Source organism: Bifidobacterium criceti (assembly GCF_002286935.1).
GTDB classification, from domain to species: domain Bacteria; phylum Actinomycetota; class Actinomycetes; order Actinomycetales; family Bifidobacteriaceae; genus Bifidobacterium; species Bifidobacterium criceti.
In genome coordinates this window covers 369,983-395,616 of the sequence record NZ_MVOH01000006.1, presented here as the reverse complement: position 1 = coordinate 395,616, position 25,634 = coordinate 369,983, and the positions used below count along the sequence as shown (strand labels likewise).

The following is a 25,634-nucleotide window of genomic DNA, read 5'->3' as shown; positions in this document are numbered from 1 at the left end:
CCTATTCGACAACAAGAGGTGAACTAGATGGCAAGCAAGAGCGCAGACATCCGTCCGGGCATCACGCTGGCATGCACCGAGTGCAAAGAGCGTAACTACATCACGACGAAGAACCGTCGCAACACGCCCGACCGTCTCGAACTGAAGAAGTTCTGCCCGCGTTGCGGCAAGCAGACGCTGCACCGCGAGACCCGCTGATTCGAGCGGAACCGATCTTTCGACGAAAACCCGGCCACACATTGGCCGGGTTTTCGTCATCGTGCGCTATGTGCGCAGCTGAACCCGCGCGAGCGTGCACGTGGTTTGTTAGTGTGGGGATATGACTACTTTCGCAGAGCTCACCACCATCGGTGTAGGTGGCAATATCGATCATTTCATGGAACCCACGACACGTGCGAGCATCATCGAGGAGATCGAACACGCGGACGCGCACGGCATCCCTGTATGTGTCATCGGAGGGGGCTCGAACCTGCTCGCCGCGGACGGCGACTTCCATGGCATCGTCGTGCGTGACGCGCGCCGCCTCATCACCGTGCCCGACGAAGCCGATCCGGTCGAGGACGGCGACAACACCGTGCACGTGACCGCCGAAGCCGGCTGCAATTGGGACGACCTCGTCGCGTTCTGCGTCGAACGCGGCCTCGAAGGCATAGAAGGACTCTCCGGGATCCCGGGGAACGTCGGCGCGAGCGTCGTGCAGAACATCGGCGCGTACGGCCAGGAGGTCGCGACGAGTGTCGAATCGGTCGAAGTGTGGGACCGCGAGGACCGGCGGACGAAGACATTGTCGAACGTCGAAATGCAGTTCGGATACCGCTCGAGCCTGCTCAAGACAAGCATGTACAAGGCGCCGGGGGTGCCGAACGAGGAGTATTATCCGTCGCCGCGCTACATTGTGCTGTCCGTGACGTTCGCGCTCACGCACACGAAGACGGGCACCGTCAACTATCCGCAGCTCGCGGCCGCGCTCCACGCGAACCTCAGGGACCGTATCCCGATCGGCCGTCTGCGTGACGCGGTGCTCGACGTGCGTGCGTCGAAGGCGATGCTCGAGGACGCGACGCGCTACCGTCTGCCGGTCATGGCCGACGAGAAACGTCCCGAACAGGTCGAACGTGCGATCCGCGCGCAGCAGCGTTTCGTCACCCACCATGACGCGCCCGCGGACGTCGTCAACGAGCATATGGAAGCGACCGTCGGCGAGAACGAGGACTACGATCGCCACAGCTGCGGCAGTTTCTTCATGAACCCGATCGTGAGTGAACAGATCGCGAACACGTTGCCCGACGATTCACCGAAGTATCCGGCGACGCTTCCCGACGGTTCGACGGGTGTCAAGCTTTCGGCCGCGTGGCTCATCGACCACGCCGGATTCCACAAAGGCTACCGTGTGCGCGAGGACGCGCCGGCCGCGCTGTCGAGCAGGCATACGCTCGCGCTCACGAACCGCGGTGGCGCGACGTGCGCCGACATCCTCGAACTCGCGTCCGCGATCCGCGACGGCGTACGCCGACAATTCAATGTGACGCTCGTCCCAGAACCTGTCATCATCAACGCACAACTGTCGTGACCGACGACGTTCGCGGATGGCGACTGCGTTCGCGACGACGTCACGATCGACGATGTCTCCCACGCGCATGTGCACAATGGATGTGCACATGCGCGTATGCGTTTTCGAAGAATCTCGCTCATGGTGAACGTCGCACAGGGTGCGACTTACACTGAGCTGCGTATCTGGCTACCATCGCCTGCACAACAGGTCACGCCAAAAGCTCATGAACGCCAGCTGCACATAGGAGAGACGAAACATGAACAAGGTGGCATCGTGCAGATATTCAGAACGAAGTCAGTCGAACAGACGATAGCGGAAACGAACGAGACGGGGCATTCGCTCAAACGCAGCCTCGGATGGTGGGACCTCGCGGTCATGGGCGTCGCGGTCGCCGTCGGCGCGGGCATCTTCTCCGTGGGCGCGCAGGCGGCGGCGTTCCACGCGGGACCGGCGGTCATCATCAGCTTCATCATCGCGGGCGTCGTGTGCGGCGCGGCCGTCATGTGCTATGCGGAGTTCGCGTCGATCATGCCCGTCGCGGGATCGGCGTACACGTTCACGTACGCGACGATCGGCGAGATCATGGCGTGGATCATCGGATGGGACCTCATCCTCGAAATGCTCATGGCAGGCTCCGTCATCTCGAAATACTGGGGCGTCTACCTCAACGACTTCATGCGGCTCATGGGGTTGCACTGGAACACGAACCTCACGTTCGGTTCGTTCCACCTCGACCTCGCACCGATCATCATCGTCGGATTCTTCACGGTCCTGCTTGTCTTCGGCACGAAAATCGGCGCGCGCGTCGACGGTGCGATGACGATCCTCAAGATCGCGATCGTCGTGTTCGTCGTCGTCGTCGGCTTCTTCTATGTGAAAGCCGCGAACTACACACCATTCGTACCTCCGAGCGAACCCGCGAGCCATGTGCAGCACGGCGAACTCGGCGGCAGCATGGCACAGCCGTTGTGGCAGTGGATGACGCATATGAAGCCGACGATCTACGGATGGTCGGGTGTGCTTTCGGGCGCCGCGCTCGTGTTCTTCGCGTTCATCGGCTTCGACGTCGTCGCGACCGCGTCCGAGGAGACGAAGAACCCGAAGCGCAACGTGCCGCTCGGCATCGGCGTCGGCATGCTCCTCGTCATTGTCATGTACGTGCTCGTCGCGATCGTGACGACCGGCATGGTCTCCTACAAGCAGCTCGCGTCCGTCGACAGCCCGTCGCTCGCGACCGCGTTCGAACTCGTCGGCGCCGACTGGGCCGCGAAGATCATCAGTTTCGCGATCGTGCTCGGTCTCGCGACCGTCGTCATGGTGCTGCTGCTCGGCCTGACGCGCGTCGTGTTCGCGATGAGCCGCGACGGCCTGCTGCCACGCGCGATCTCCCGCACCGGCAAACACGGCACGCCCGCGACATTGCAGATCGTCGTCGGCGTCGTCGTCGCGCTCGTCGCCGCATGCTTCAACATCGATGTGCTGTCCGACATGGTCAACATCGGCACACTGTCCGCGTTCACGCTCGTCGCGCTCGCGATCCCGATCATGCGCAAGAAGCGCCCCGACCTGCCGCGCACCTTCCGCATCCCCGGCAACCCGTGGGTGCCGATCCTCGTCGCGCTCGCGAACTTCTGGCTCATGCTCAACCTCACGGTCCTCACGTGGATCCGCTTCCTCGTGTGGCTCGTCGTCGGTTTCGTCATCTATTTCACGTACAGCTACGGCCACGCGCGCCTTGGCACAGGCGAACTTGACGCCGAACTCGAACGGTTCGACAAAGAACAGCGCATCGAACAGGTCGAGCTCACCGCGAAACAAACCGCCGCAGCGCAAGCGAAGGCGGCGCGCGCACGGCACGACAAGTGACGCCGCGCGACGCGCGCGATGCACTTTGCGCAGCCGTGTGCGCGCGGTAGTCTGGAACGGATTCATAAGGAGGACACCGATGGCCTATGTGATTGCCCAACCTTGCGTGGACGTCAAGGACAAGGCGTGCGTGGACGAATGCCCCGTTGACTGCATCTACGAAGGCAAGCGTTCGCTGTACATCAATCCGAACGAATGCGTCGACTGCGGCGCATGCGAACCGGTCTGCCCGACCGAGGCGATCTTCTACGAGGACGATCTGCCGGAGGAGTGGGAGTGGTACAAGGACGCCGCGATTGAGTTCTTCGCCGAAGTCGGCGACCTCGGCGGTGCGCAGGCCGCCGGCCCGATCGGGAAGGATCCGCAGCGCGTCGCCGAACTGCCGCCGCAGAACGCCGACTGAGTTCGTACCGCGCGCATTGTTCGTATGATTCGCGACGTCTGCGAACTTCGCGCACACAGCCGATGGCCCGCGCGTCCCAACGGGGACGCGCGGGCCATCGGCTGTGTGCGCGCATGTGCGGATACGTCCACGTCGCATCGTCAATGTCGGGAACGATAATCGTCAGCAGTACGTCAGCACAAACGGCACAATTCAACGCCGCACAACACCCAAAAGGAGCGTGGGATGGGATTCCATGATTTCTCGTCACCGTATGACTGGTCGCGCATCGCGCAGTACAAGGAACGCGCGCGCGAAGTCGCGGACGGCATGATCGATTTGTCGATTGGTTCCCCGGTCGACGACGTGCCCGACGCCGTACGCGCCGCGCTCGCGGACGCGTCAGGCGCCGCGAACGCGTACGGGTATCCGGCGACCGTCGGCACCGCGGAACTGCGCGCCGCGATTCACGAATGGTTCCGCGAATGCCGCGATGTCGAACTTTCGAACATAGGCGCCGACGTCGTGCCGACGGTCGGTTCGAAGGAAGCGGTCGCGATGATGGCGTCGCTGCTGCATCTGGGGGAGGGAGACGTCGTCGTGCAGCCGCGCGTGTCCTATCCGACGTACGAAATCGGTACGCAGGTCGCGGGCGCGCGTGTATATAAGGTCGACGATGTCGCCGATGTCGCGTCGTGGAAGGATGTGCCCGGCGTCAAGGCGGTGTGGGTGAACTCTCCGAACAATCCGACGGGTGCGACGCTCGACGCCGCGCAATTGCGCGCGATCGTCGACGCGGCGCGCGCGGTCGGCGCCGTTGTGCTGTCCGACGAATGCTACGCGATGATGACGTGGGACGACGATGCGGACGGTGAGGATGATGCGGAAGGTCTCGTCGGTTCGCCGTGCGCGTTGCGCGCCGACGTGTGCGGAGGCGACGCGCGCGGTGTGCTCGTATTGTATTCGCTCAGCAAACAGTCGAACATGGCGGGGTACAGGACCGCACTCATCGCGGGCGACGACGCAATCGTGCACGATATGACGAACATGCGCAAACAACTCGGCCTCATCGTGCCGGGCCCCGTGCAGGCGGCGATGACGGCGGGGCTGCGCGCGACCGACGAAGTACGCCTCCAGCACAACCGCTACGCCGCGCGGCTGCGTGCACTCGTCGAAGGGCTGCGCGCGTACGGATACGACGCGGCGATGCCGCAGGGCGCGCTCTATGTGTGGGTGCGGGCGAAGTCCGGCGACTGCTGGCAGGACATGGAGGACCTCGCGTCGCTCGGCATCATCGCAAGCCCTGGTGAATTCTACGGCGATGGCGCGTATCTGCGGTTCTCAGTGACCGTGAGCGACGAGGACATCGCGGCCGCCGTCGCGCGGCTGCGCGTGGGCGGCGCGCGGTAGGCGTCGCACTCATATGCCGAGGCGCGCGCTGTCCGCACCGAAACGGCTGCGGATCGCGTCGAGCGTTTCCTCCGCGCCGCGCAGCCGCGTCTGCGTCGACGACGTGTGACCGTCGACGCCGCTCTCCGCGAGCATATCGTCGATCGTCGGTTGCACAACCGTCTTCGTGCGCTCGGCAAGCGAACTCACCGACATCCCGGCGAGGCGTATCGCGCGCGGCAGCCGCGTCGGCGCGGCGTCCGCGGCGATGCCGAGCATCGCGCGCAGCAACCTGAACGTGACCGGCAGCAGTGCGCTCGCGGCGTCGGTCGGCTGTTCGATCGTCAACGATTTCGTCGTGACACTCAAATCAGGGAACCGCAGTTTCACGGTGACCGTGCGCGCGACGAAGCCTTTGCGGCGCAATGTCGACGCGACATCGTCGCAGCAGCGTCGCAGCAGTGCGCACACTTCCGCCGCGTCCGTCACATCGTGTTCGAACGTGTGTTCCGCACCGATCGACTTCTCCGGCGTGTGTGTGACGATCTCACGGGAATCGAGGCCGCGCGCCGCATCGTGAAGACGTTGCGCGGTCGCGCGCGAATTCGTCATCGTTTCGAGGAGCGGAAGGTCGATCTGCGCGAGCGCACGCACCGAATCGACACCGTGTTCGTTGAGGCGGCGTTCGAGCGACGGGCCGATCCCGGGAATGCCACGCAACGGCATCATCTGCACGAATTCGGCCTGGCGCGCGACGGGGATGAGGAGCAGGCCGTCGGGTTTCGCGTTCGTCGACGCCATTTTCGCGACGAGCTTGTTCGACGCGACGCCGACGGAACATGTGATGTGGTAGCGTGCGCGTACTTGTTCGCGCAGCCATGCGCCGATGCGCGTCGGCGACCGCCATTCGAGGAGCGCACCCGCGACGTCCATATAGCATTCGTCGACCGAGACCTGCTCGATGCGGTCCGTCACCTGACTGAAGATGCCGCCGAAGATCTCGCGCGAGACGCGGCTGTAGTAGTGGTGGTCGACGGGCAGGAAGACGCCGTTCGGGCACAGTTGGTGCGCGCGCGACGCCGGCATCGCGGAATTGATGCCGTATGTGCGCGCCTCGTAGTTCGCCGCCGAGACGACCGCGCGGTTGCCGGTGCCGACGATGACGGGACGGTTCGCGAGTTCGGGGTGGCGCGCGATTTCGAGCGACGCGAAGAACGCGTCCATGTCGATGTGCAGCACCGTGCAGCCACGCTCGTCGTGGCCCCAGTCGCGTTTCGCCGCGGCGATGCGTGGTGCTGTACTCATATGCAGCATTGTACATGGTTGAGAACATTTGTTCGAATAGGTGGAGTGTAGTTGCAGACGGGGTGCGCGGTGCGTGGCTGCGGTGCGGGATTCTGTGTCCGGTTCTGTAGCCCACATCTGCGAACCCGCCCGCTCCCGGTGCCGTTTCCGTCCCGTTTGGTTGGCGCGTCCTGCGTTTCGGCCCGCTGTGTCCGGTTCCGTAGTCCGTGTCTGCGAATCCGCTCGCATCCGGTGCCGTTTCCGTCCCGTTTGGTTGGCGCGTCCTGCGTTTCGGGACACAGCGTCCCGTTCCGTAGTCCGTGTCTGCAAACCCGCCCGCAAACCCGCCTATGTCCGGTCCCGTTCCGTAGGCCGGACCTACGACCTGGGACGCAAACAGTGCCGTTTCCGTCCCGTTTTGCAGTCCGACCCTGCGAATTGGGACGCCGATGATGGCGCTTTCGAGTGGATACGCAGATGGCATCTGCGATTTGGGACGCCGTGTGTGGCCTGGGTTTGATCCGGCCGCCGACATTGGCGCATATGCCCGTTGTAGGGTGCGCACGGTGACACGCAACAGGAGTGGGATTTGTGTTGGTCTGGGTGAGCTGCTATGCTTACATGCTGTTGCGCTTTTGAAGTGCAACGTGGAGTCATGCCTGAGTGGCCGAAAGGGGCACCCTGCTAAGGTGTTAGTCGCGTTAGCGGCTCGAGGGTTCGAATCCCTCTGACTCCGCCAACAAAGGTCGGAACTGCACTCCAGTTCCGACCTTTTGCTATCCGATTCCGCACTCCGGTACGCTGACGAGTGCCTTAGCGTACCGTGCTGCGGGTTTTCACGCGCGGTGGTATGGTGACACGCGTCGTAGAGTACCGGAGTGCGGTGGTTGTTGCGCAGTTTTGCACCGGGGTACGCTGACGCGCGTAGTAGCGTGATGGGGTGCAATGTAGGCGAAGCCGCGGTACGCCTTTGTCCACAGCCTCGATTCGCCACTGTAGTACGCTTTGCAAACTATTGCAAATATGAAACTGTTTCATGGACACCGATATGAGACGCCGCGGGCGGAGCGGTAGATGGCGTCTGCAAATTGGGACACAAAATCGGATGTATGCGTCCGGTTCCGTCGGTGGGATCTGCAGGGTGGGGCGCAAAACCGGGTATTGCCGTCCGTTTTGGTAGGGGGTGGCTGCTGTGTGGGACGCTGCGGGGTGGGATTGCGGGTGGTGTCTGCGGATTGGGATGCAAAATGGGCTGTTTCCGTCCCGTTTGGTAGATGACGCCTACTGATGGGGACGCTGCGGGTGGTTTGGTTGGTGGCGTCTGTGGATTGGGATGCGGGGAGGGGCTGCGGCGGGTGGTTTGGTAGATGACGCCTACTGATTGGGGCGCTGCGGGTGGGGTTGCAGGTGGCGCCTGCGGATTGGGACGCAAAACGGGCTGTTTCCGTCCCGTTTGGCAGATAACACCTACGGATTAGGACGCTGCGGGTGGGGTTGCGGGTGGCGTCTGCGGATTGGGATGCGGGGAGGGGCTGCAGCGGGTGGTTGGGCAGATAACGCCTACGGATTGGGACGCCGCCCCCCACACACATTGGGACGCCGCCCACATTGGCGCCCCCACATCCCCCGCACTCCGCACACCCACCGGAAACATACGCGGCGCTACAGTAGAACGCATGAACCAGATCTACGAAACCCAGGCCGACCGCACCGATCTGCCGCTCGTCGCGATTCCGTGCGTGTTCGAGGACATGGTCGCCCCGCTCAAGGATGCGCTCGCGCTCCTCGACGGCATCGCGCGCGTGCGCATGTTCGAGGATTACACGCTCGACGCGAACACGTTCGTCGAACGCGCGCAAGGCGCCGACGCCGTCATCGTCATCGGCGTGCACATCTCGGACGACATGCTGCGCGCGCTCGCGAACACGGTGCGCTGCATGGCGTTCGGTGGTACGGGCGTCGCGAGCTACATCGATTTCGACCTCGCGCGCGAGCTCAACGTCCGCGTCTGCAACGTACGCCACTACGGTGACGCGGCCGTCGCCGAGTTCACGTTCGCGCTCATCCTCGAACTCGCGCGCCGCGTCGGCGACCTCGACCGCGAACTGCGCGCAGGCGACTGGAATGGTGTGAGCAGTGTCGAACTCGCCGGCAAGACGCTCGCGATCGTCGGTTTCGGCGGCATCGGGCAGACGGTCGCGCGCATCGCGCAGGGCTTCGGCATGCATGTGACCGCGTGGAATTCGGGGCGCGGCCCGCGCGAACGGTACACCGAGCACAACGTCACGCCGATCGCGGACATGAAGGAGCTGTTCGCGAGCGCGGACGTCGTCTCGATCCATATGCCGCTCGTCGGCGGCACGCGTGGCATGATCGGTTCCGCGGAGCTCGACGCGTTGCGCCCGGGCACGATGTTCGTCAACACGGCGCGCGCGGAGATCATCGCCCCGGGCGCGCTTGTCAAGCGTCTTGAACGCGGCGACATCCCCGCGGGACTCGATGTCTACTACCAGGAGCCGCTTCCCACGGACAGTCCGCTCCTCGACATCCCCGGACTTGTCCTCACGCCGCACGTCGCGTGGCGTTCCGATGGTGCGAACCGCAACCTCACGCGGCAGTGCGTCGAGGATATCGCCGCGTATTTCGAAGGTGGGAAGAAGAACGTCGTCGTCGATCCGGATGAAGCATGACGCGCACGGTCCTTGATACCGCGGACGCGCCCGCGCATGACGCGTTCGTCGAGAAGAAATCCGAGTTCATAGGCGACGCGTGCCATATTGACGATCTCGACGCGGCGCTCGCGTTCGTCGAGCATATACGCGAACTCCATCCGAAATCACGTCATGTCGCCTACGCCGCGATCGTCACCGACAATACCGGCCGCGTCATGGAACGGATGAGTGATGATGGCGAACCGTCGGGCACTGCGGGCAAACCGATCCTCGATGTGCTGCGCGCGAACGACCTGACGGACTGTGTCGTCGCCGTCACACGGTATTTCGGCGGCATTCTGCTCGGTTCGGGAGGGCTCATCCGCGCGTATTCGACGGGTGCGTCGATCGCGGTGAAGGCGGCGCGCAAGGCGCGCATCGTGCAGTGCCGTCAGTATCGTGTCCGTCTCGAATACGCGCAGCTTGGCACGTTCCAGCAGCTGCTCGCGGTGTGTGACGGCGCGCAGACGGACGCCGCGTTCACCGACCACGTCGAGGTCACGTGCGCGGTGCCGATGGAGTTGGAGGAGCGGTTCCTCAACCGTGTGCGTGAGTCGTTCAACGCGGCCGTCGTACCACAGGAACTTGGGCTCTCCGCGCGACCGATCGAGGAACATTGATCGTGGAACGGTGATGTCTGTGTGCGTCCGCATCGTGACACGCGCAGATACGCGCGCATCCGCGCGCCGTGTGCGCGGATGCGGCGTGTGCGCTGAGCGCAGCCGTTGTTAGAGTGGACGGACGCACGATGACGCGGATTTCGGATGGATGGAAGGTGGAACGATGACGGACGATACGATGACGGACGATACGACTGTCGACGAAGCGAACGTGGACGATACGGCAACATCCGACGACACCACCGCGCACGACGCGCGTCCGGAGCCGCTCACGGTCACGTACGAGCGGCTGCGGCATTCGACGGATGCCGCGGAACTGCACGAGTTCGCACGCCGTCCGCTGCCCGACCGCAGCGAGCAGGCGGCGTTCTCGCGCGCGACGGCGTTGCTTGAGGCGGTCGCCGGCAATCCACATACGCCCGAGGAGGACCGTGTGTTCCTCGCGAGCACGATGCCGTTCCCGAACGTCCTCGTCAAACTGTCCGAGGACGCGTCGGCGGCGGTGCGCAAGGCGGTCGCCGCGAACACCGACGACAAGAACTGGCTTGTCGGGCGCCTGACGAAGGACGACGTCTCCGAAGTGCGCGACGTCGCGTTGCATAACAAGCGCACGTCGTGGAAGATGCGTCTTGAGGGCGCGCAGGATCCGAATATGGACAGCGACACGCTTGATTTTCTCTCAAGGCTCGGCACAGAACTCGAACCTGATGCAAACGTTGTATTGTCGTCGATGGTACGGCGAGCTGTAGCGCTTAATCCCAACACATCACAGGAAACTGTCGAACGATTGGCTGACGATCCGAGTGCGGAGGTCGTGCATGCGGCGCGTCGTCGCCTGTCTCAGTGAGGGGAACGATTCCGCGTATTTGTGTGGCAAATCTGTGGTGAATCGTGTGCATCCGGTGTTTTGACAACGTTTGTTGCCTTACACTAAGGAGTTATGGCACAGCAGATGGAAGAAAGCCCCGAACGCCTCGCACGCCCGCTCGTGCGTCTGGCGTCCATGATGGGCGTTGCAACTAGTTATACCGGATTGTCGCGCGATTTCCATGAGATCTCCGATGAGACGCTCATCGCGGTCCTCGGGGCGCTCGGCATCGACGCCACGTCGGACGCGGCGATCGACAAGGCGATCGCCGACATCACACGTGAGCAGAACCTGCGCCTCGTCGACCCGACCGTGCTGCACACGGTCGGCGAGGAAACGCACGTGACACTGCGCACCGGCATCACCGAGCCCGCGCAGATCACCCTCATCCTCGAAAACGGCGAACGGTTCGAAGGCGAACTCAAGCTCAACCCGATGCCCGAGGCGAAGGTCCATGAGATCGACGGCAAGTTCGTCGCCGAATCCGACCTGATCATCCCGGCCGAAATCCCGGTCGGCTACCACACGCTGCACGTCGAAAGCGGCGACCACACCGAGAACGCGACGCTCATCAGCGCGCCGAAGCGCATTGAGATGCTCGACCCGATGAAGGACGGCTCGCTGTGGGGTTGGATGGCCCAGCTGTATTCGATCCGTTCCGCGGATTCGTGGGGCGTCGGCGATTTCTCCGACCTGCGCACGCTGCTCACCGACGGCAAGCGCTACACGGACGCCGACTTCCTGCTCGTCAACCCGCTGCACGCCGCCGAACCGGTCGTGCCGCTCACACCATCCCCGTACCTGCCGGTCTCGCGCCGCTTCGTCAACTTCACCTACATCCGTCCGGAGGACATTCCGGAGTTCAACATGCTCGAAGGTGAAGCGAAGGGCCGCATCAAGGCCGCGCATGAGAAGGTCGAAGGCCTCAACGCGAAAGCCGACCTCATCAACCGCGACGCGATGTGGCTTGAGAAGAAGCCGGCGCTGCGCGAGATCTTCGACGCGGGCCTCGGCCAGGAACGCCAGCGCGAGTTCGACGAGTACAAGGCGCGCTGCGGCGAGGACCTTGAGGCCTACGCCACGTGGTGCCTGTGCTACGAGCTGTGGGGCGCGCCGGAAGACAAGCCGGACAACTGGATCCGCACGATGACGAAGGAATCCCCGGAGGTCATCGACCTGCGCGAGAAACACGCCGATGAGCTCGAGTTCTACCGTTGGCTCGAATGGACCGCGACGCAGCAGCTGCACCTCGCCCAGGAGGCGGCGCGCACGGCGGGCATGAAGATCGGCATCATGTCCGACATGGCCGTGGGCGTGCACCCGCTCGGTTCCGAAGTGTGGTGGAACCCGGAGCGCTTCGCCAAGGGCGCCACCGTGGGCGCGCCGCCGGACATGTTCAACCAGCAGGGCCAGAACTGGAGCCAGCCTCCGCTCAGTCCGCTCGCGCTCAAGAACACCGGCTACCTCTCCTACCGCGAGATGGTGCGCGGCATGTTCGACTGCGCGGGCGCCGTGCGCATCGACCACATCCTGGGCCTGTTCCGCCTGTGGTGGATCCCTGAGGGCCACACGGCGGTCGACGGCACCTACGTCTACTACGACCACAACGTGATGCTCGGCATCCTCGCAATCGAAGCGAGCCGCGTCGGCGGCATCGTCGTGGGCGAGGATCTGGGTGTTGTGCCGGATTACGTGCAGAAGTCGCTTTCCGACCACGGCATCCTCGGCTGTGCCGTGGAATGGTTCGAGCAGATGGACGGCGTGTTCACACCGCCGAAGCACTGGCGCCCGTATGCGCTCGCGTCCGTCAACACGCACGACCTGCCGCCGGCGGCCGGCTACCTCGAATACGAGCACGTGAAGATCCGCGAACGCCTCGGCCTGCTCGAAGAGGGCTCGGAGGCGTTCGAGGCGAGCGCCCGCGCCGAGCACAACGCGATGCTGCAGATGCTCGTGGATCAGGGTTACCTGGACGCTTCACTGCTTGAGGACGAAGCGGCGCACGAGACCGAGATCATCGAAGCGCTGTACCGCGGCCTCAAGGGCTCGCCGTGCAAGCTGCTCGCTGCGTCGATTGTGGACGCCGTTGGCGAGAAGCGCGCGCAGAACCAGCCGGGCACCGACAACGAGTATCCGAACTGGCGCATCCCGCTCGCCGACGCGAACGGCGACGCGGTCATGCTCGAAGACCTCTACCGTGGCGATCTGCTGCAGAGCATCACGAAGATCATGAACGCCTGATCCGCGGTATCCTTCGACTATGCAAGGCCCGGCGCACACGATGTGCGCCGGGCTTTGCTATGTCGGATCCGCACGTTGTGCTCAGCGCAGCCGCACGACCGTCCGTGTCACACGTACGTCATCATCGGGGTTTTCCTGCCACGATTCCCGAATCTCTTGAACTGACGGCAACGTGCACTCCGCATCCGGTGAACTGACGATGATGGACAGGCGCTCGCTGAACATCAGATTCACCGATATCGTGACGGTGTCTTGTCGGTGTGCACAATGATGCCCTGCGTCCGTTCGAGTGGTGATTCGACTGTCGGTGGAACGATGGTGTCGTCGACTTATCGATGCCTGTGATGGTCCCTTGAAGGGGATACTTCTTCACAGGCGCGTCACGGAACGGTCGGAAGGTTTCATTGCTGCTCAGCTCGCGACATCTGAGTACCGGAAAATCACCATACGCATTGAATTCGGCGGCAGCCTCCTGCATATTGGATATCTCCAGGCGATGCTCATCGGTCTCCAACAGCAGACATCCATAAGTGAGTGTGTCGAAAAGGAAACTCGTACATTCAAAAGAGATGAACGTATTATCGATTAATCATTTTAATAGATTTTGAGTTTTCGTGTTGATGGAGATGCTCACCATAACGTTTCCTCTGGATGGATGGGCAGGCATGGGGTTTGTGTCTTGTGTGCGTCCCACATACACTTGGACATTAGCAACAAAGCAGGTATGGAGGGTGCGCGTGACGAGCGCTGATGGGAGGAAGCCATGAAAAAGGTTGTGCGTGGTGAAACCTACGACGACAGCAATGTGGAGAGGATACTGCTGTATGCCAAGACGATTGAGGGGCAGACGTTGCGTGAGGTTCTGGGCATTCCGGATGATGTGAAGCCGAAAGGATACACGGAGCCGAAAACCGCTGGAAAACAGGGGAACAAAGGCACGATGGGAGACAATGTCGAGAAATACTTCTTCGATATCGAGAACAACAATAATCAGGCACCAGATTTCAGCATGACAGAGCTGGAGCTGAAGACCACCGGTCTTATTCGAAATAAAAAGGGTGATATTCGAGCAAAAGAACGATTGGCCATCACCAATATCAACTACATGACGATTCTTAATGAGACGTTCGAAGACAGTCATATGCGGGACAAAACGAGACGTGTGCTGCTGATGGCGTATGACTACAGGGATGACACGGACAACATCTTCGATATGAAATTCGAGCTTGTGGCTTTGTGGGGCATTCCAGAGGAAGATCTTCCGCAGGTTCGGGAAGACTGGGAGAAGGTCATTGCGAAGATTCGCGATGGCAAGGCGCATGAAATCAGCAGCCGAGACACGCTGTACCTGGAGGCGGCAACCACCGGCAGTGGACACGGTGTGATGGTTCAGCAGCCGAATTCACCGGTGCCGGCCAAGCCGAGGAGATGGGCTTTGAAAAGCTCCTATATGACGAACGTGGTGAATGGACTGCTCGCCAAGAAGAAGGTTGAGAAGATTCAGCGCGATGAGGATGAGCGCGACCTTACGCTTGAAGAGCTAATCCGCTCCCGCTTCAAGGATTACATCGGGCTGACCGCCCCAGAGATACTTCGTAAGCTGAACAGCGCCTGCAGCTCTGCGGCGAAGCAGGCGCATGCCACGTCCACGATGGCATTGCTCAAGGCGGCATTCGGGATTGACCGCGATGCTTCCATCGCGGAGTTCGAAAAGGCCGGCTTGCGTAAAAGCACCATACGCACACTTCGTGTTGAGAAGAGTGGACGTATCAAGGAATCCGTGTCGTTCCCAGCGTTCAAATGGTCGGACATCGCCGAGACTCCTTGGGAGGAGAGCGATTTGCGCAAGACCTTGCTCAGTCCTTTCCTCTTCGTCGTGTATCGGGACAACGGTGACGGCGAATACCGCTTGGACGACGTCGTGCTGTGGACCTGCCCGGATGATGCGTTCGCTGAAGCGGAGAAAGTGTACGAAGATACGCGCCGTAAAGTGCGTCGTGGCGTCTACGATCAGTTCGCACCCATAACGGGCTTGGACGGTACCGGATCGATTTTCCATGTACGCCCCCACGCGCGCAACGGCGCTGACACGTATCCCACACCGCAAGGTGGGGAGGAGATGAAACGGTCGTTCTGGATTACGAACCATTACATCGTGAATGACATTCTGGCACGGAATGCGCAAAGCAACAGCTGACATACAAAGGAACGATTGTGGGCCTGAAGCACACGCTTCAGGCCCACAATCGTTTTAGTGCCAAATCAACACGCTGGGATACAGTAGGATGCTTGATTTTGTCACGCGGTCGCGTATGATGGATCCGAACGAATGTTCGGATCCATCATACGCGACCGCGGCAGTCCACGCCGAAAATGCCTAAGGAGTCTCAGATATGACGATACGCATTGCGGAGTTGTTCGCTGGAGTAGGCGGATTCCGTCTGGGACTTGAGGGCTATGACGATAATCGCTACCCCCAATTCCATCGCGAACCGGCTGGTCCCTTTAAGACAGTCTGGGCCAATCAGTGGGAGCCTATGGGACAGGAATCGAAACAGTTCGCATGGCGCTGCTATGAGGACCGGTTCGGGGCGGGTTCATGCGTCAATGAGGATATCGCCAAGGTTCTCGATCAGGTCGAGGAGGGAACCATCGCGATTCCTGAGTTCGACATGCTTGTCGGTGGTTTTCCCTGCCAAGACTATTCGGTGGCGAAACCGCTCGCGCTCGCATCCGGGATTGACGGCAAGAAAGGCGTTCTGTGGTGGAGCATCAACCGTCTTCTGGAAATGCGTCATCCGAAGTATGTGCTGTTGGAGAATGTCGACCGTCTGCTCAAATCGCCTGCGTCGCAACGCGGTCGCGACTTCGCTATCATCCTTTCGTGCCTGTACCGTCTGGGATATTCGGTGGAATGGCATGTGATCAACGCGGCGGAATATGGCATGCCACAACGTCGCAGGCGCGTGTACATCTTCGCCGAATTCGAGGCGCCTGAATGGGACCTGAATGACCGGTTGATGCATTCAGGCGTGATTGCCCGTGCTTTCCCAATCGTTGAGAGCGACAAGCATATCGAATACAGCTTCACGATTTCCGATGACCCCTATGAGGTCACCAAGCATTTCGGCGTCGGGGATTCCGTGTCGAAATTCCAGAATGCCGGCGTGATGCAGCATGGCCATGTGTTGACCCGACGCGTGGACGCTGTATACGACGGACCACGGAAAACGTTGGGGGAGGTTCTGGTTCCTGCTGAACAGGTGCCGGAAGCCTTCTGGATCGATGATGCCAAATTGCCGTCGTGGCAGTATCTCAAGGGCGGAAAGCGCGAGGAACGTGTCTCCCGTACGGGTTATGCGTACACATACTCGGAAGGTCCCGTCGCTTTTCCGGATTCACTCGATCAGCCAAGCCGCACGATTCTGACCGGTGAAGGCGGTAGTGGCGCGTCCCGCACAAAGCACGTGGTGGAGCAGAACGGTCGCCTTCGCCGTCTGGTCCCTGATGAATTGGATGCGTTGCAGGAATTCCCGGTTGGCTGGACGGGCGATGGTTTGATGAGCGATGGGCATCGTGCGTTCTGCATGGGCAATGCGCTCGTGACGGGAATACCTCATCGGATAGGCCGGGTCCTCGCCGACGATCTCGCATAGCCTGATCTTTCCTTCGGCTTTTCTGGTACCTCACGACACGCCGTCGAAATCGACGATTTCGTCATCGCGACGCGCGGTGTGTTAGGCGCACCCTCGTTGTCAAGACAGTCGATATACTAGTAGATTGTTGTGTTTCCCTACGGGGTCCTTCAAAGCGCTTTCCCACTCGCCATAAGGACTTTCAGGGAGCCCACGGTAATGAGACCGAACGGAAACGCCCTAACCAAGCGCTCCGGGAAGTCCGGAACACAATACAAAGAAAAGGTATATCGTGAAAACTTTCACACCGAAGCCAGCTGATCTGACTCACGACTGGTACATCATCGACGCCAAAGACGTCGTGCTTGGCCGTCTTTCCGTCGCCGCGGCGAACCTGCTGCGCGGCAAGAACAAGCCGACCTTCGCTCCTCACGCCGATTCCGGCAACTTCGTCATCATCATCAACGCCGACAAGATCGCGCTGACCGGTGACAAGATGGACAAGGAACTCTACTCCCACTCCGGTCGTCCCGGAGGCCTGCGTCGCGACAGCTATGCCGAGCTGCTCAAGAACAAGCCGGAGCGCATCATCATGCACGCCGTCAAGGGCATGCTGCCGAAGAACAAGCTCGCCAAGGTCCAGCTGACCCGTCTGCGCGTCTTCGCTGGCGAAGAGCATCCGTACGCCGGCCAGAAGCCCCAGGTCTTCGAGATCGAACAGGTCTCGCAGCAGGCAAAGTGAACCGTTAGGAGATAGATATCATGGCTGAGAACACCAACAACTCCCCGGTTCAGGAAACCGAGGCTGAGAACACCGTCGCATTCACCACGGAAACGAACTCCGGCGCCGGCACCGGCACCTCCGCGATCGCCCCGGGCTATGGCACCGGCCGTCGCAAGGAAGCGGTCGCCCGTGTGCGTCTCGTTCCGGGCACCGGCAAGTGGACGATCAACGGCCGCACGCTCGAGGAGTACTTCCCGTCGAAGCTCCAGCAGCGTGAAGTCAATTCGCCGATCGTGCTGCTCAAGCTTGAGAACAAGTTCGACGTCATCGTCCTCGTGGACGGTGGCGGCACGACCGGCCAGGCCGGTGCGATCCGCCTCGGCGTCGCCCGCGCGCTCAACGCGATCGACCGTGACGCGAACCGTCCGGCCCTCAAGAAGGCCGGCTTCCTGACGCGCGACGCGCGCGTCGTCGAGCGCAAGAAGGCGGGTCTGCACAAGGCTCGTCGTGCGCCGCAGTTCTCGAAGCGTTAATTTGCGCGTTCCATTGCTCGCAATCCTGCAGGCCATCCGCATAGCGGGTGGCCTGCTTGCTGTATATGCGGGGTACCGATTTGCGAAGCGGCGGTGGTTGTTGCTGGACGAGTCAGAGAACCTCTACAATACAAGTGGCACAGAGAGCATGCAGCGCCATTGGAGGATAGTTCTACAACTGCAGGCGTATGCAATCAACAGTGCGGAATCGTGCACCGAGAACTATATGGAACGCGTCGAAACATCTGGCGGTAATGATTTCTAGCATGGCACATGGAGCTTACCGGCGCATCATCATTTAGCTACAGTATTGAGAATAATCGTGAGTATATAGAGTATCAACTCTTTCAGTCTATAAATAATAAAAGAGTTAAACGCCAAAATGTGTGTCCTCTTTGATTAGTTGTTGTCCTGCCACGGTGTGTTCTTGTGGAGGTCGTTCCGTTCGATGCCTGTGCCGTATCGCTGCGGCATGCCGGTCTGGTCGTGCAAGGTCCGGGGATCGTTCTGCCATGCGTTCTCGTACCACTGGTCGAGCTGTTCGTCGGTGACGGCATGCTTGACGAGCCATTCGCGGCTTTCGGGGCAGATGGTGTGCCGGTGGCGCCACCGGCACACGGCCCTGATCCGACGTTCCGGACTCAGGCCTCCGTGCCGGCGCGGCATGGCGCGGATCAGTGAGTTCATGCTTTCGATGCGGTTGTTGGTCGTGGGGATGTCCCCGATCCTGGGAAGGTGAGCATCTGGTCCTTGACGACGAGCCTGCGCGGCATGCGCCTGGCTTTGGCGAGACGCTCATGTGCGTCGTGTTCGCGCCCGTCGGCGTTGCGGCGGTGTTCGTCGATGGACGTGTTGCATGCGGCCTCCCATCTCGGCCGGTTCCTGCCCCACTCGTCGACCGTTTCCCGGTCGTGCGCCTTCGATGGTGCGATCGCCGGATTCCGCAGCTGCTTGGACGGCTCGTAGCGGGGATGCCTGCCGGCCGGTCGGGTGATGTTCATGCAGATGTGGAACAGGCGGCGCTGCACGGGCGTCTCGGGCCATGTCTCGTGCAGTGCCTTGAGCGGTCCGCCGCCTCCGTCGCACACGACCGTGTCGGGCGGCGCCGGACGCGGCAGGAGGCGTTTCCATGCGGCGGACGTCTCGCTGCGCGCGACATGCCGTCCCGCCACGTGCGAGGTCTCGTCGACGGCGATGGGCGCGACCGCGTCGCGACCCGGATGGATGCCGTCGAGGTGCGGCGCGGCATGCACGACGCCGTCTCTGGGTACGGGCGGTATCAGGCTCCACATCGGCTCGCACTTGCGTTGCGGCGTACGCGCCGGCAGATGATGCGTCTCGAGTGCGTCCTTGGACATGAGCCGGTCCAGCGCGGTGCACGGGTCCTTGGCCTTCGTTGTCCGGGTTCGCGCTTGTACTCGCGCCGCAGCCCGCGCACCGGTACCTGATCTTGCCGCCGGAGGTCCTGCCGTTCTTCTTCATCGTCCTTCCGCGGGACGAACATTTCGGTCGTTGCATGGCACCAGTCGACCAACGCGATCATGAACCGACGCGGACACCAAGCGGGAGAACAGCTCCGGAATCATTTCGGACACACGAAACGGCCGGGCGCCATAATGACCGGACACATCATGAACACCCCGACACGCCAATCGGCAAAAGGCATCAGCTCAGATTAAAGACACATCTTTTGGCGTATAACCCTAATAAAAGTATATCGTATGAAAGATATTGCTATATATTGATTCAAGGGACACAGTTATGTTCTTATCTCAGTATATGGAATATGAATAATCTATAGTAGATATATCCTATAGTATAATCATGCTATCGTATAAAACAAGGGAAGGGGTATAATGCCAAGTAGAAAGGCTTTCAGATTCTGTCTTGCCGTAGGTGTAATTATGTTCACTATCTATACTCCGGCTGAGGCCTTCGCTGATACTGAAGAAAAAATAGAACAAACCGTCAACCTATACACCAGTCAGATACAGAGCACCTATTCGTTTAGTCGGTCAAGGCTTCGGTCAGAGTCTTCGACGCAACAAAAACTCGCTGAAGAAAATGGTTATAATAAGTTTGCGACACCTGATACAATGACAATTGATAGTGCGGAAGTTAAGGCAAATATATTAAAAGCCGAAGATCATGATGGCGAGTACTCTGTCGTGGCTGACATCACTACGATTCTACATCAAAGGCCAAACAAAAACGTTACTATTACTATTGGTGACGAAGAGCGTGATGTGTTAGATAGTTCTGCAACTGATATGCACAGGCTCACACTCGCAAAAGATGTAAATGTTCAAACAGGTTATCGGATTATTTCAGATGAAATCATTGGAGCTGCGGACTCACAGGTAGATATTAAAATGGTTTCACACAATGCTCCTTTTATCCTACAGACTGAGGAGAGCGCGGCACCTTCTGCGGCAATGGAGTCAAAGGCAGGGTTTGATTATCTCACAGCTGTGACGTACGCTGAAAAATGGACAGAAAATGGTAGCAATTGTACGAATCCTGAATATCCAAGTGATCCTGCTGGACCATTTTGTACTGGTGCTCAATGCACGTATTTTGTCTCTCAAGTTTTGCATGTAGGAGGCTTACCTGCAACCGATATAGACATACATAATTACAAAAGTGATGACCGATGGGGATTTAAGAAGCAGCCTCATAATTATTTCACTTCCTTTACGTGGGGTGCCGCTGATAATAATTATCGTTATATGAAGAATTATTCAAATATTTTTGATGTGGAGAACAACTATCACCGTCTTGGTGCAGGTTCGTTAATATATGCCGACTGGCAGGAAGAAGGGAAGAATGACGGGCATATCGATCATGCAATGGTTGTTGTGGGCAGTAAAGTCATAAGAGATGATAATGGGAGGGTGGTAGACGCATACCCTATTATTTGCCAGAAATCAGTGAATAGGCATGATTGGGATTTTCAAAATACTCTTAAAGATGCTCCTGGTGCAAAATGGTATGGTTTGCAGTTGAGATATTAAGAATAATTTAGAAACGAAGTAATGTTGCGGTATATTTAATATGTCAAATAGTAGTATATGTGTTTGATGTGTGTTGCAAACTCCTTCATGATGAACATAAACATTTGACGTATTTTTATATAACAGGAGTGTGTGTTGAGCGAGCATCATGTAGAGAAGACAGATGAGGATACCCCTCGGATTTGCACAACTCGAAGCACCTTGATCTCGAAAATGGTTGTAGTGATATTGGGTTACTGTTGTGCATGGATTATATTGCTCGGCATTTCCTGCATTGAATATAGTCTATTATCTCATGATGCACAAAAAATGGATCAGGTTGGTCATTGCGTCAACTATGTCAAGGATCTGATTGCCGAACAGCCGCAAGAAGTTCAAGAGAAACTGAGACGCCTTGATGCACCGGAGCCTTTCAATATAGATCAATACTATGATGAACAGAAATCTGAAGCCTTATCACCCTTTATAGGAAACCAAATCGCTGGGATAATCAGATCCTATACAATGTCCAGAGAACTCAAGCAACGACAAGTCGATGCCATCAAATGGTCGACTGAAGCGCTCGGCATCATAGTCGATGGCCCCCAGAACCATGTTCCGATGTATCCTGAGATTTTCACTCAGTGAAGCATCGCCATTATTCGTTGCCGAAAGGGTTTTGCTGCATGAGGATGCTGATGCTCAGCGCGGGGAAGGTCCAGATGTGGGTTCCGACGCCGTTGGCGTCCGCCTGAGCGCCGTGGCGGCCGGCATCGACGTGGCCGATCGGCGACGACGGCGTCGCCGAATCGGCCACGTTCTTGCGAATCGCGTGCCCGATCCTCGGCAGTCCGAGCGTCGTCGGATCTGCGTCCCCGCGGCTGGTCGCGCGCATCACCCAGTTCGAGGCGCTTATGCGCGCCGATTTCGGTACATATTGACCCGATCTGGCCGCGCCGCTCACCACGGTGGCTCCGTCCCGCTCGGCGGCGTTGCGTTGCGCATGCTCCATCATCTGCGTGAAGGTCTCGTCGGCGTCGCATTGCCGGCGCATCGCGCGGTCGACCCAGAACGACTTCTCGAGCGGGACTGTGAACCGTTCCTCATGCATGCCCGGGCACGGCCGCTCGCCGGTCGTCTCCGCCGACGACCACAGCACGTCCCAATGCGCATCCGGGGGCATGTGGAAGTGCAGCGGCTTGTCATCGCCGTTCACGACGATCGCGACGTCGAGCTCGTCCTTCGACAGCAGACGCATCGTGAACGCGCGGATCGACTTGTCGAACCAATCACGCTCCATCGGTGTCGTGCCGTCCGGCAGCAGCCATTGGATGCGGCTCGACGGCTTGAGGAGCCCAAGCTGGCTGAGACGTGTGAAGAAGTCCTCATGGTTGTAGATGTCGAGCGACTTGCGCACCGCGATGAGCCGTGAGATCGACTCCATCCGCATGTATTCGGGCGTCTTCGTCCTCGGTAGGATCCAATCCCAGTTGAGCCACGTGATGTCGTTGTCCTGGCAGTACGCGTTGTTGTTGCCGCCCTGCGAATTGTTGAATTCGTCGCCCGCGAGCATCATCGGGGTGCCGAGCGAGAGCATCATCGTGCCGAGCATGTTCATGCGCGCGCGTTCGCGCAACAGGTTCACGTGTGCGTCGTCGGTCGGTCCTTCGACGCCGAAGTTCGCACAATAGTTGACGTTCGCGCCATCGTTGTTGTGTTCGCCGTTCGCGTCGTTGTGTTTGTTCGCGTACTGCGTGAGGTCGGCGAGTGTGAACCCGTCGTGTGCGGTCACGAAATTGACCGACGACGTCGCGCCGCGTCCGGGATCGGTCGCGAACAGGTCCGCCGAACCACACAGACGTGTCGCCATCTCCTGCATGCCGACGCCGTCGCGCGTGCCGTCGCTGACATCGCACACCCAGAACCTGCGCGTCGCGTCGCGGAAGCGGTCGTTCCACTCGGCGAACGGGGAGAGGAACTGCCCGGTCCGCCATCCTTGGTTCCCGAGGTCCCACGGTTCCATGATCAGTTTGAGGTTGCCGAGCAGCGGTTCCGAGCGCAGCGCGTAGAGGAACGGATGGTATGGGTGAACGATCCGTTGAGCCGCGCAAGGCTTACGCCAAGGTCGAAACGGAATCCGTCGATGCCGATGCGCTTCGCCCAGTAACTGAGTGAGTCGACGGCAAACGTGATGTTGTGGGTGTTGGTGAAATCGATTGTGTTCCCACATCCGGTCGTATCCTCGAGTTCGCCCGCATGTTGCTGCTGCTGACGGTAGAACGTGAGGTTGTCGAGGCCGCGCCAACAGACGGAGGGACCTTCGTTGCCGCCTTCGCACGTGTGGTTGAAGACGACGTCCATGATCACTTCGAAACCCGCGCTGTGCAATGCGCGCACCATGTCGATGACCTCGTGGCGCACCGCGCGCGCACCGCGGCGCTGCGCGTCCGCGGTCGCGTACGACGGTTCCGGGGAGAAGAAGTTGAGCGTCGAATACCCCCAGTAATTCGTGCGTCCGCGCTCCTGCAGGAACACCTCCGACTGTTTCGCCATGATCGGCAGCAGTTCGATCGATGTGACACCAAGACCCTGCAGATACGCGAGTGTCGTCGGATGCGCGAGTCCCGCGTAGGTGCCGCGCAGTTCCTTCGGCAGCCACGGCGCGTTCGCCGTGAACCCTTTGACGTGCAGTTCGTAGATGACGGTGCGGCTCCACGGCACGTGCGGATGGGAGGGGTCGGCGTCGTGCTTCGTCGTGTCACGGTCGTCGATTGCGACCGAGATAGGCACTTTGCCAAGCGAATCGAGCGTGTTCATCGACCCCCACGCGGAGCCTTTGATGAGGCCGTCCGTGAGCGTGCATTCGTAGGCGAACGCGGCAGGGTCGAGCGTCATCGCGCCTTCGACGCCTTTCGCGTACGGGTCGAGGAGGAACTTGTACGGGTTGAACCGCAGGCCGTGGTGCGGGTCCCACGCGCCGTCCGCGCGGTATCCGTAATGCATGCCGTCCCATGCTTTGTCGAGGTGCAGGTACCACAGGCCGTAGTGTGGGCCGTCCATACGGAACAACGTCTCGCGCACGCCGAGCGATTTGAGCACACGTGTGCATATCGGGAACCGGCGCACCTGTTCGATGAACGGGATCGACGTCTCCTCGTTGATGCGGACGGCCTCGTTGTAGAAGCGGCTCGGCTCGTCGATCGGTTCGAGGACGCAGAACCACAGTTGTTCCGCGGTCTCCGAGCGCGCGACGACGTCGGCGCCGCCGTCGTCGGTGAAGAACATGCCTGGGCGTGTGGCGTAACGATGAAGTTCCGGTAACTGCATGGGCACCATTGTATGCGGTTCGCTGTGGATGACAACGGTTGTTGCATGAACGGTGGATATCGGTGCATATAACGGAGTCAACGTATGAGTGACAACGCGCGCAGATGGTCGCGAACGATTGCGAACGCGGCGCCGTCCGCGTCCTGATACATGTCGCATAGGCCGCGCGTGATCGTCGGTCGGGGGGAGGCGGCGTGCGCGTTCGTGGGCGGCGTCGGTCGTGCGGCGGCGGGATGGCCGGCGACGAGGCGGTCGAGCTGCGCGATCTCCGTATTGTCGAGGAATCCGGCGATCGGTCCGCACAGGACGATGTCGGCCGCGAACACGGCACGGATGTTGACGATCGCATGCGCCATCGAGCACAGCCAATCGCGCATACGTTCGCGGTGGTGCAGCTCGCCCTGCTCGAGCACGCCGAAGAAACCGGGCAGGCTTTCGCCCTCCTCGGTCAGGTTCGCGGACGAACAGTACACGTTGAGGCAGCCGTTCGCGCCGCATTCGCATTCCGGCCCGGACGGGTCGAGCGGCATGTGCTCGAGCGCGCCGGTATGCGCCTCGCCGCCTTGCAGCACGGCGCTGCCGATGTGGTTACCGAGGAACAGGCACACGGCGTCCGTCAGATGCGCGCGCACGCGCAGTTCGGCGAGCGCGTATGCACAGTAACGTTCGGTCGGCGTGACGGGGAGCGTGACGCGTGCGGCGATCGCGTCGTAGTCGAGGCTGCTCGCCGCGTTGATGTGCGCGGGCACCGCGAGGCCGATGCCGAGCGGCGGCACCCCGTCGGCGTCGAGCTGCGCGGCGAATGCGTCGATGATGTGCGCGGCGCGCCCGTAGAACGAAACGTCGGCGTGCGCGGCGATCGTCGTGTGCTGTTCGCGGATCGTCGCACCGTCAAGGCCGAGCGCGATGCATACGATTTCGGTCGAACGGATCGTGACACCGATCGCACAACGGCGGCGGCTGTTGAACGTGTAGGTGACCGCACGGCGGCCGCCCGTCGATTGCCCGAAGCCGGAGGCCGTGATGAGTCCCGCCTCCTCGAGAACATGCAGACGGGCGTTGAGCGTCGGCGCGCTGATGCCGAGTTCGTCGGCGATGCGGCGTTTCGCGCACGGTTCGCGCGTGTACAGCAGCGCGAGGATCTCGCGCGCGCCATCGGGCAACAGCGGGAGGGGGTCGAGTGTGGTCATCGGGGCTCCTTCGCTCACAGAGGACAATGGGTCGTTCGACGATGGGTTTTTCGGTGGGGTGGAAACGGCATGTCGTCAACAAAAACGACCACTTCTAAAAAAACATTTTACAGAAGATTTTCGAAACGGATGACATGTGTAAAGAGATTTTGTAAAAGTTGGCGTCGACGGCTGTCTTCGGTGTTGTTCGCGCGCGGGGAAAATCGAACAAAATGTGTCATTTGAGCGGAAATCAACGCGAATGATGTCAATATCGACAATGAAACGAACAAATAAGGCACAGAACAGAACAAAGAAATGGCGACACGGCACACGGGGG

The 25,634-nt window shown here is 60.2% G+C and carries 19 protein-coding genes, 1 tRNA gene and 1 pseudogene; 16 read left to right on the top strand and 5 right to left on the bottom strand.

Going from position 1 to position 25,634, the window contains the following annotated elements; all coding sequences use genetic code 11:
* Positions 1–27 precede the first annotated feature (27 nt).
* The 5 genes from rpmG (at position 28) to dapC (ending at position 5,210) form a co-directional block, all read left to right on the top strand.
* Entirely contained in the window at positions 28–198 is a 171-nt protein-coding gene (gene rpmG / locus B1526_RS03435; protein ID WP_022858912.1) for a 50S ribosomal protein L33, read from the top strand.
* Between the two features lie 121 nt (positions 199–319).
* On the top strand, positions 320–1,570 hold the full coding sequence (locus B1526_RS03430; protein ID WP_095614664.1) for an FAD-binding protein: 1,251 nt from the start codon (positions 320–322) through the stop codon (positions 1,568–1,570).
* Positions 1,571–1,825: 255 nt separating this feature from the next.
* Positions 1,826–3,418 carry an amino acid permease gene (locus tag B1526_RS03425; RefSeq protein WP_095614663.1) on the top strand — a complete coding sequence of 531 codons (1,593 nt, stop codon included), beginning with the start codon at positions 1,826–1,828 and terminating at the stop codon, positions 3,416–3,418.
* Positions 3,419–3,497: 79 nt separating this feature from the next.
* Positions 3,498–3,821 carry a ferredoxin gene (gene fdxA, locus B1526_RS03420; RefSeq protein ID WP_095614662.1) on the top strand — a complete coding sequence of 108 codons (324 nt, stop codon included), beginning with the start codon at positions 3,498–3,500 and terminating at the stop codon, positions 3,819–3,821.
* 225 nt (positions 3,822–4,046) lie between these two features.
* Positions 4,047–5,210 carry a succinyldiaminopimelate transaminase gene (gene dapC, locus B1526_RS03415; protein ID WP_095614661.1) on the top strand — a complete coding sequence of 388 codons (1,164 nt, stop codon included), beginning with the start codon at positions 4,047–4,049 and terminating at the stop codon, positions 5,208–5,210.
* 9 nt (positions 5,211–5,219) lie between these two features.
* Here the strand turns inward: dapC and dinB are convergent, their stop codons facing one another.
* A complete protein-coding gene (dinB, locus tag B1526_RS03410; RefSeq protein WP_095614660.1) occupies positions 5,220–6,494 on the bottom strand; it encodes a DNA polymerase IV in 1,275 nt (424 codons plus the stop codon).
* Between the two features lie 628 nt (positions 6,495–7,122).
* Here dinB and B1526_RS03405 point away from each other — a divergent pair.
* From B1526_RS03405 to rpsI, 9 genes are all read left to right on the top strand, one after another.
* A tRNA-Ser gene (locus B1526_RS03405) sits at positions 7,123–7,212 on the top strand.
* A gap of 937 nt (positions 7,213–8,149) precedes the next feature.
* Positions 8,150–9,163: a D-2-hydroxyacid dehydrogenase family protein gene (locus tag B1526_RS03400; RefSeq protein ID WP_095614659.1), complete on the top strand. Its 1,014-nt coding sequence runs from the start codon at positions 8,150–8,152 to the stop codon at positions 9,161–9,163.
* Positions 9,160–9,804: an IMPACT family protein gene (locus B1526_RS03395; protein ID WP_095614658.1), complete on the top strand. Its 645-nt coding sequence runs from the start codon at positions 9,160–9,162 to the stop codon at positions 9,802–9,804. The genes B1526_RS03400 and B1526_RS03395 overlap by 4 nt, the downstream gene beginning before the upstream one ends.
* A 178-nt stretch (positions 9,805–9,982) precedes the next feature.
* Positions 9,983–10,651, top strand: a complete 669-nt coding sequence (locus B1526_RS03390) for an AbrB family transcriptional regulator (protein ID WP_407640989.1) — start codon at positions 9,983–9,985, stop codon at positions 10,649–10,651.
* A gap of 93 nt (positions 10,652–10,744) precedes the next feature.
* Positions 10,745–12,913, top strand: coding sequence for a 4-alpha-glucanotransferase (gene malQ / locus B1526_RS03385; RefSeq protein ID WP_095614656.1), 2,169 nt, complete (start codon positions 10,745–10,747; stop codon positions 12,911–12,913).
* 763 nt (positions 12,914–13,676) lie between these two features.
* Entirely contained in the window at positions 13,677–15,110 is a 1,434-nt protein-coding gene (locus B1526_RS03375; protein ID WP_095614654.1) for a Sau3AI family type II restriction endonuclease, read from the top strand.
* A 196-nt stretch (positions 15,111–15,306) separates the two neighbouring features.
* The gene (gene dcm, locus B1526_RS03370; RefSeq protein ID WP_095614653.1) at positions 15,307–16,569 is read left to right on the top strand and encodes a DNA (cytosine-5-)-methyltransferase; all 1,263 of its coding nucleotides are present in this window, start codon (positions 15,307–15,309) and stop codon (positions 16,567–16,569) included.
* Between the two features lie 271 nt (positions 16,570–16,840).
* Positions 16,841–17,290, top strand: a complete 450-nt coding sequence (rplM, locus tag B1526_RS03365; RefSeq protein ID WP_095614652.1) for a 50S ribosomal protein L13 — start codon at positions 16,841–16,843, stop codon at positions 17,288–17,290.
* A gap of 20 nt (positions 17,291–17,310) precedes the next feature.
* Positions 17,311–17,805 carry a 30S ribosomal protein S9 gene (gene rpsI / locus B1526_RS03360; protein ID WP_024540977.1) on the top strand — a complete coding sequence of 165 codons (495 nt, stop codon included), beginning with the start codon at positions 17,311–17,313 and terminating at the stop codon, positions 17,803–17,805.
* 399 nt (positions 17,806–18,204) lie between these two features.
* Here the strand turns inward: rpsI and B1526_RS03350 are convergent, their stop codons facing one another.
* Both B1526_RS03350 and B1526_RS03345 read right to left on the bottom strand, forming a co-directional pair.
* A complete protein-coding gene (locus B1526_RS03350; RefSeq protein ID WP_051198366.1) occupies positions 18,205–18,492 on the bottom strand; it encodes a hypothetical protein in 288 nt (95 codons plus the stop codon).
* Positions 18,489–19,163 (bottom strand): hypothetical protein, encoded by a 675-nt coding sequence (locus B1526_RS03345; protein WP_051198364.1) that lies wholly within the window; start codon positions 19,161–19,163, stop codon positions 18,489–18,491. Before B1526_RS03345 ends, B1526_RS03350 begins: the two co-directional genes overlap by 4 nt.
* 546 nt (positions 19,164–19,709) lie before the next feature.
* Between B1526_RS03345 and B1526_RS03340 the strand changes: the two genes are divergently transcribed.
* Both B1526_RS03340 and B1526_RS08965 read left to right on the top strand, forming a co-directional pair.
* On the top strand, positions 19,710–20,819 hold the full coding sequence (locus tag B1526_RS03340; protein WP_157775095.1) for an amidase domain-containing protein: 1,110 nt from the start codon (positions 19,710–19,712) through the stop codon (positions 20,817–20,819).
* A gap of 135 nt (positions 20,820–20,954) precedes the next feature.
* On the top strand, positions 20,955–21,446 hold the full coding sequence (locus B1526_RS08965; protein ID WP_133064567.1) for a hypothetical protein: 492 nt from the start codon (positions 20,955–20,957) through the stop codon (positions 21,444–21,446).
* A gap of 10 nt (positions 21,447–21,456) precedes the next feature.
* On the opposite strand, the pseudogene glgX reads toward B1526_RS08965, so the two are convergent.
* Positions 21,457–24,125, bottom strand: a pseudogene (gene glgX, locus B1526_RS03335) (glycogen debranching protein GlgX).
* A gap of 77 nt (positions 24,126–24,202) precedes the next feature.
* Entirely contained in the window at positions 24,203–25,315 is a 1,113-nt protein-coding gene (locus B1526_RS03330; RefSeq protein ID WP_095614650.1) for an ROK family transcriptional regulator, read from the bottom strand.
* Between the last annotated feature and the right edge of the window lie 319 nt (positions 25,316–25,634).

Excerpts from the sequence above, each read along its gene's own strand:
- dcm (WP_095614653.1), top strand. The coding sequence starts at position 15,307 with ATGACGATACGCATTGCGGAGTTGTTCGCTGGAGTAGGCGGATTCCGT.
- rpmG (WP_022858912.1), top strand. The coding sequence starts at position 28 with ATGGCAAGCAAGAGCGCAGACATCCGTCCGGGCATCACGCTGGCATGC.
- B1526_RS03345 (WP_051198364.1), bottom strand. The coding sequence starts at position 19,163 with ATGTCCAAGGACGCACTCGAGACGCATCATCTGCCGGCGCGTACGCCG.
- B1526_RS03330 (WP_095614650.1), bottom strand. The coding sequence starts at position 25,315 with ATGACCACACTCGACCCCCTCCCGCTGTTGCCCGATGGCGCGCGCGAG.
- dapC (WP_095614661.1), top strand. The coding sequence starts at position 4,047 with ATGGGATTCCATGATTTCTCGTCACCGTATGACTGGTCGCGCATCGCG.
- rpsI (WP_024540977.1), top strand. The coding sequence starts at position 17,311 with ATGGCTGAGAACACCAACAACTCCCCGGTTCAGGAAACCGAGGCTGAG.
- B1526_RS03400 (WP_095614659.1), top strand. The coding sequence starts at position 8,150 with ATGAACCAGATCTACGAAACCCAGGCCGACCGCACCGATCTGCCGCTC.
- dinB (WP_095614660.1), bottom strand. The coding sequence starts at position 6,494 with ATGAGTACAGCACCACGCATCGCCGCGGCGAAACGCGACTGGGGCCAC.
- malQ (WP_095614656.1), top strand. The coding sequence starts at position 10,745 with ATGGCACAGCAGATGGAAGAAAGCCCCGAACGCCTCGCACGCCCGCTC.
- fdxA (WP_095614662.1), top strand. The coding sequence starts at position 3,498 with ATGGCCTATGTGATTGCCCAACCTTGCGTGGACGTCAAGGACAAGGCG.
- B1526_RS03340 (WP_157775095.1), top strand. The coding sequence starts at position 19,710 with ATGTTCACTATCTATACTCCGGCTGAGGCCTTCGCTGATACTGAAGAA.
- B1526_RS03390 (WP_407640989.1), top strand. The coding sequence starts at position 9,983 with ATGACGGACGATACGACTGTCGACGAAGCGAACGTGGACGATACGGCA.
- B1526_RS03350 (WP_051198366.1), bottom strand. The coding sequence starts at position 18,492 with ATGAACTCACTGATCCGCGCCATGCCGCGCCGGCACGGAGGCCTGAGT.
- B1526_RS03430 (WP_095614664.1), top strand. The coding sequence starts at position 320 with ATGACTACTTTCGCAGAGCTCACCACCATCGGTGTAGGTGGCAATATC.
- B1526_RS03395 (WP_095614658.1), top strand. The coding sequence starts at position 9,160 with ATGACGCGCACGGTCCTTGATACCGCGGACGCGCCCGCGCATGACGCG.
- B1526_RS03375 (WP_095614654.1), top strand. The coding sequence starts at position 13,677 with ATGAAAAAGGTTGTGCGTGGTGAAACCTACGACGACAGCAATGTGGAG.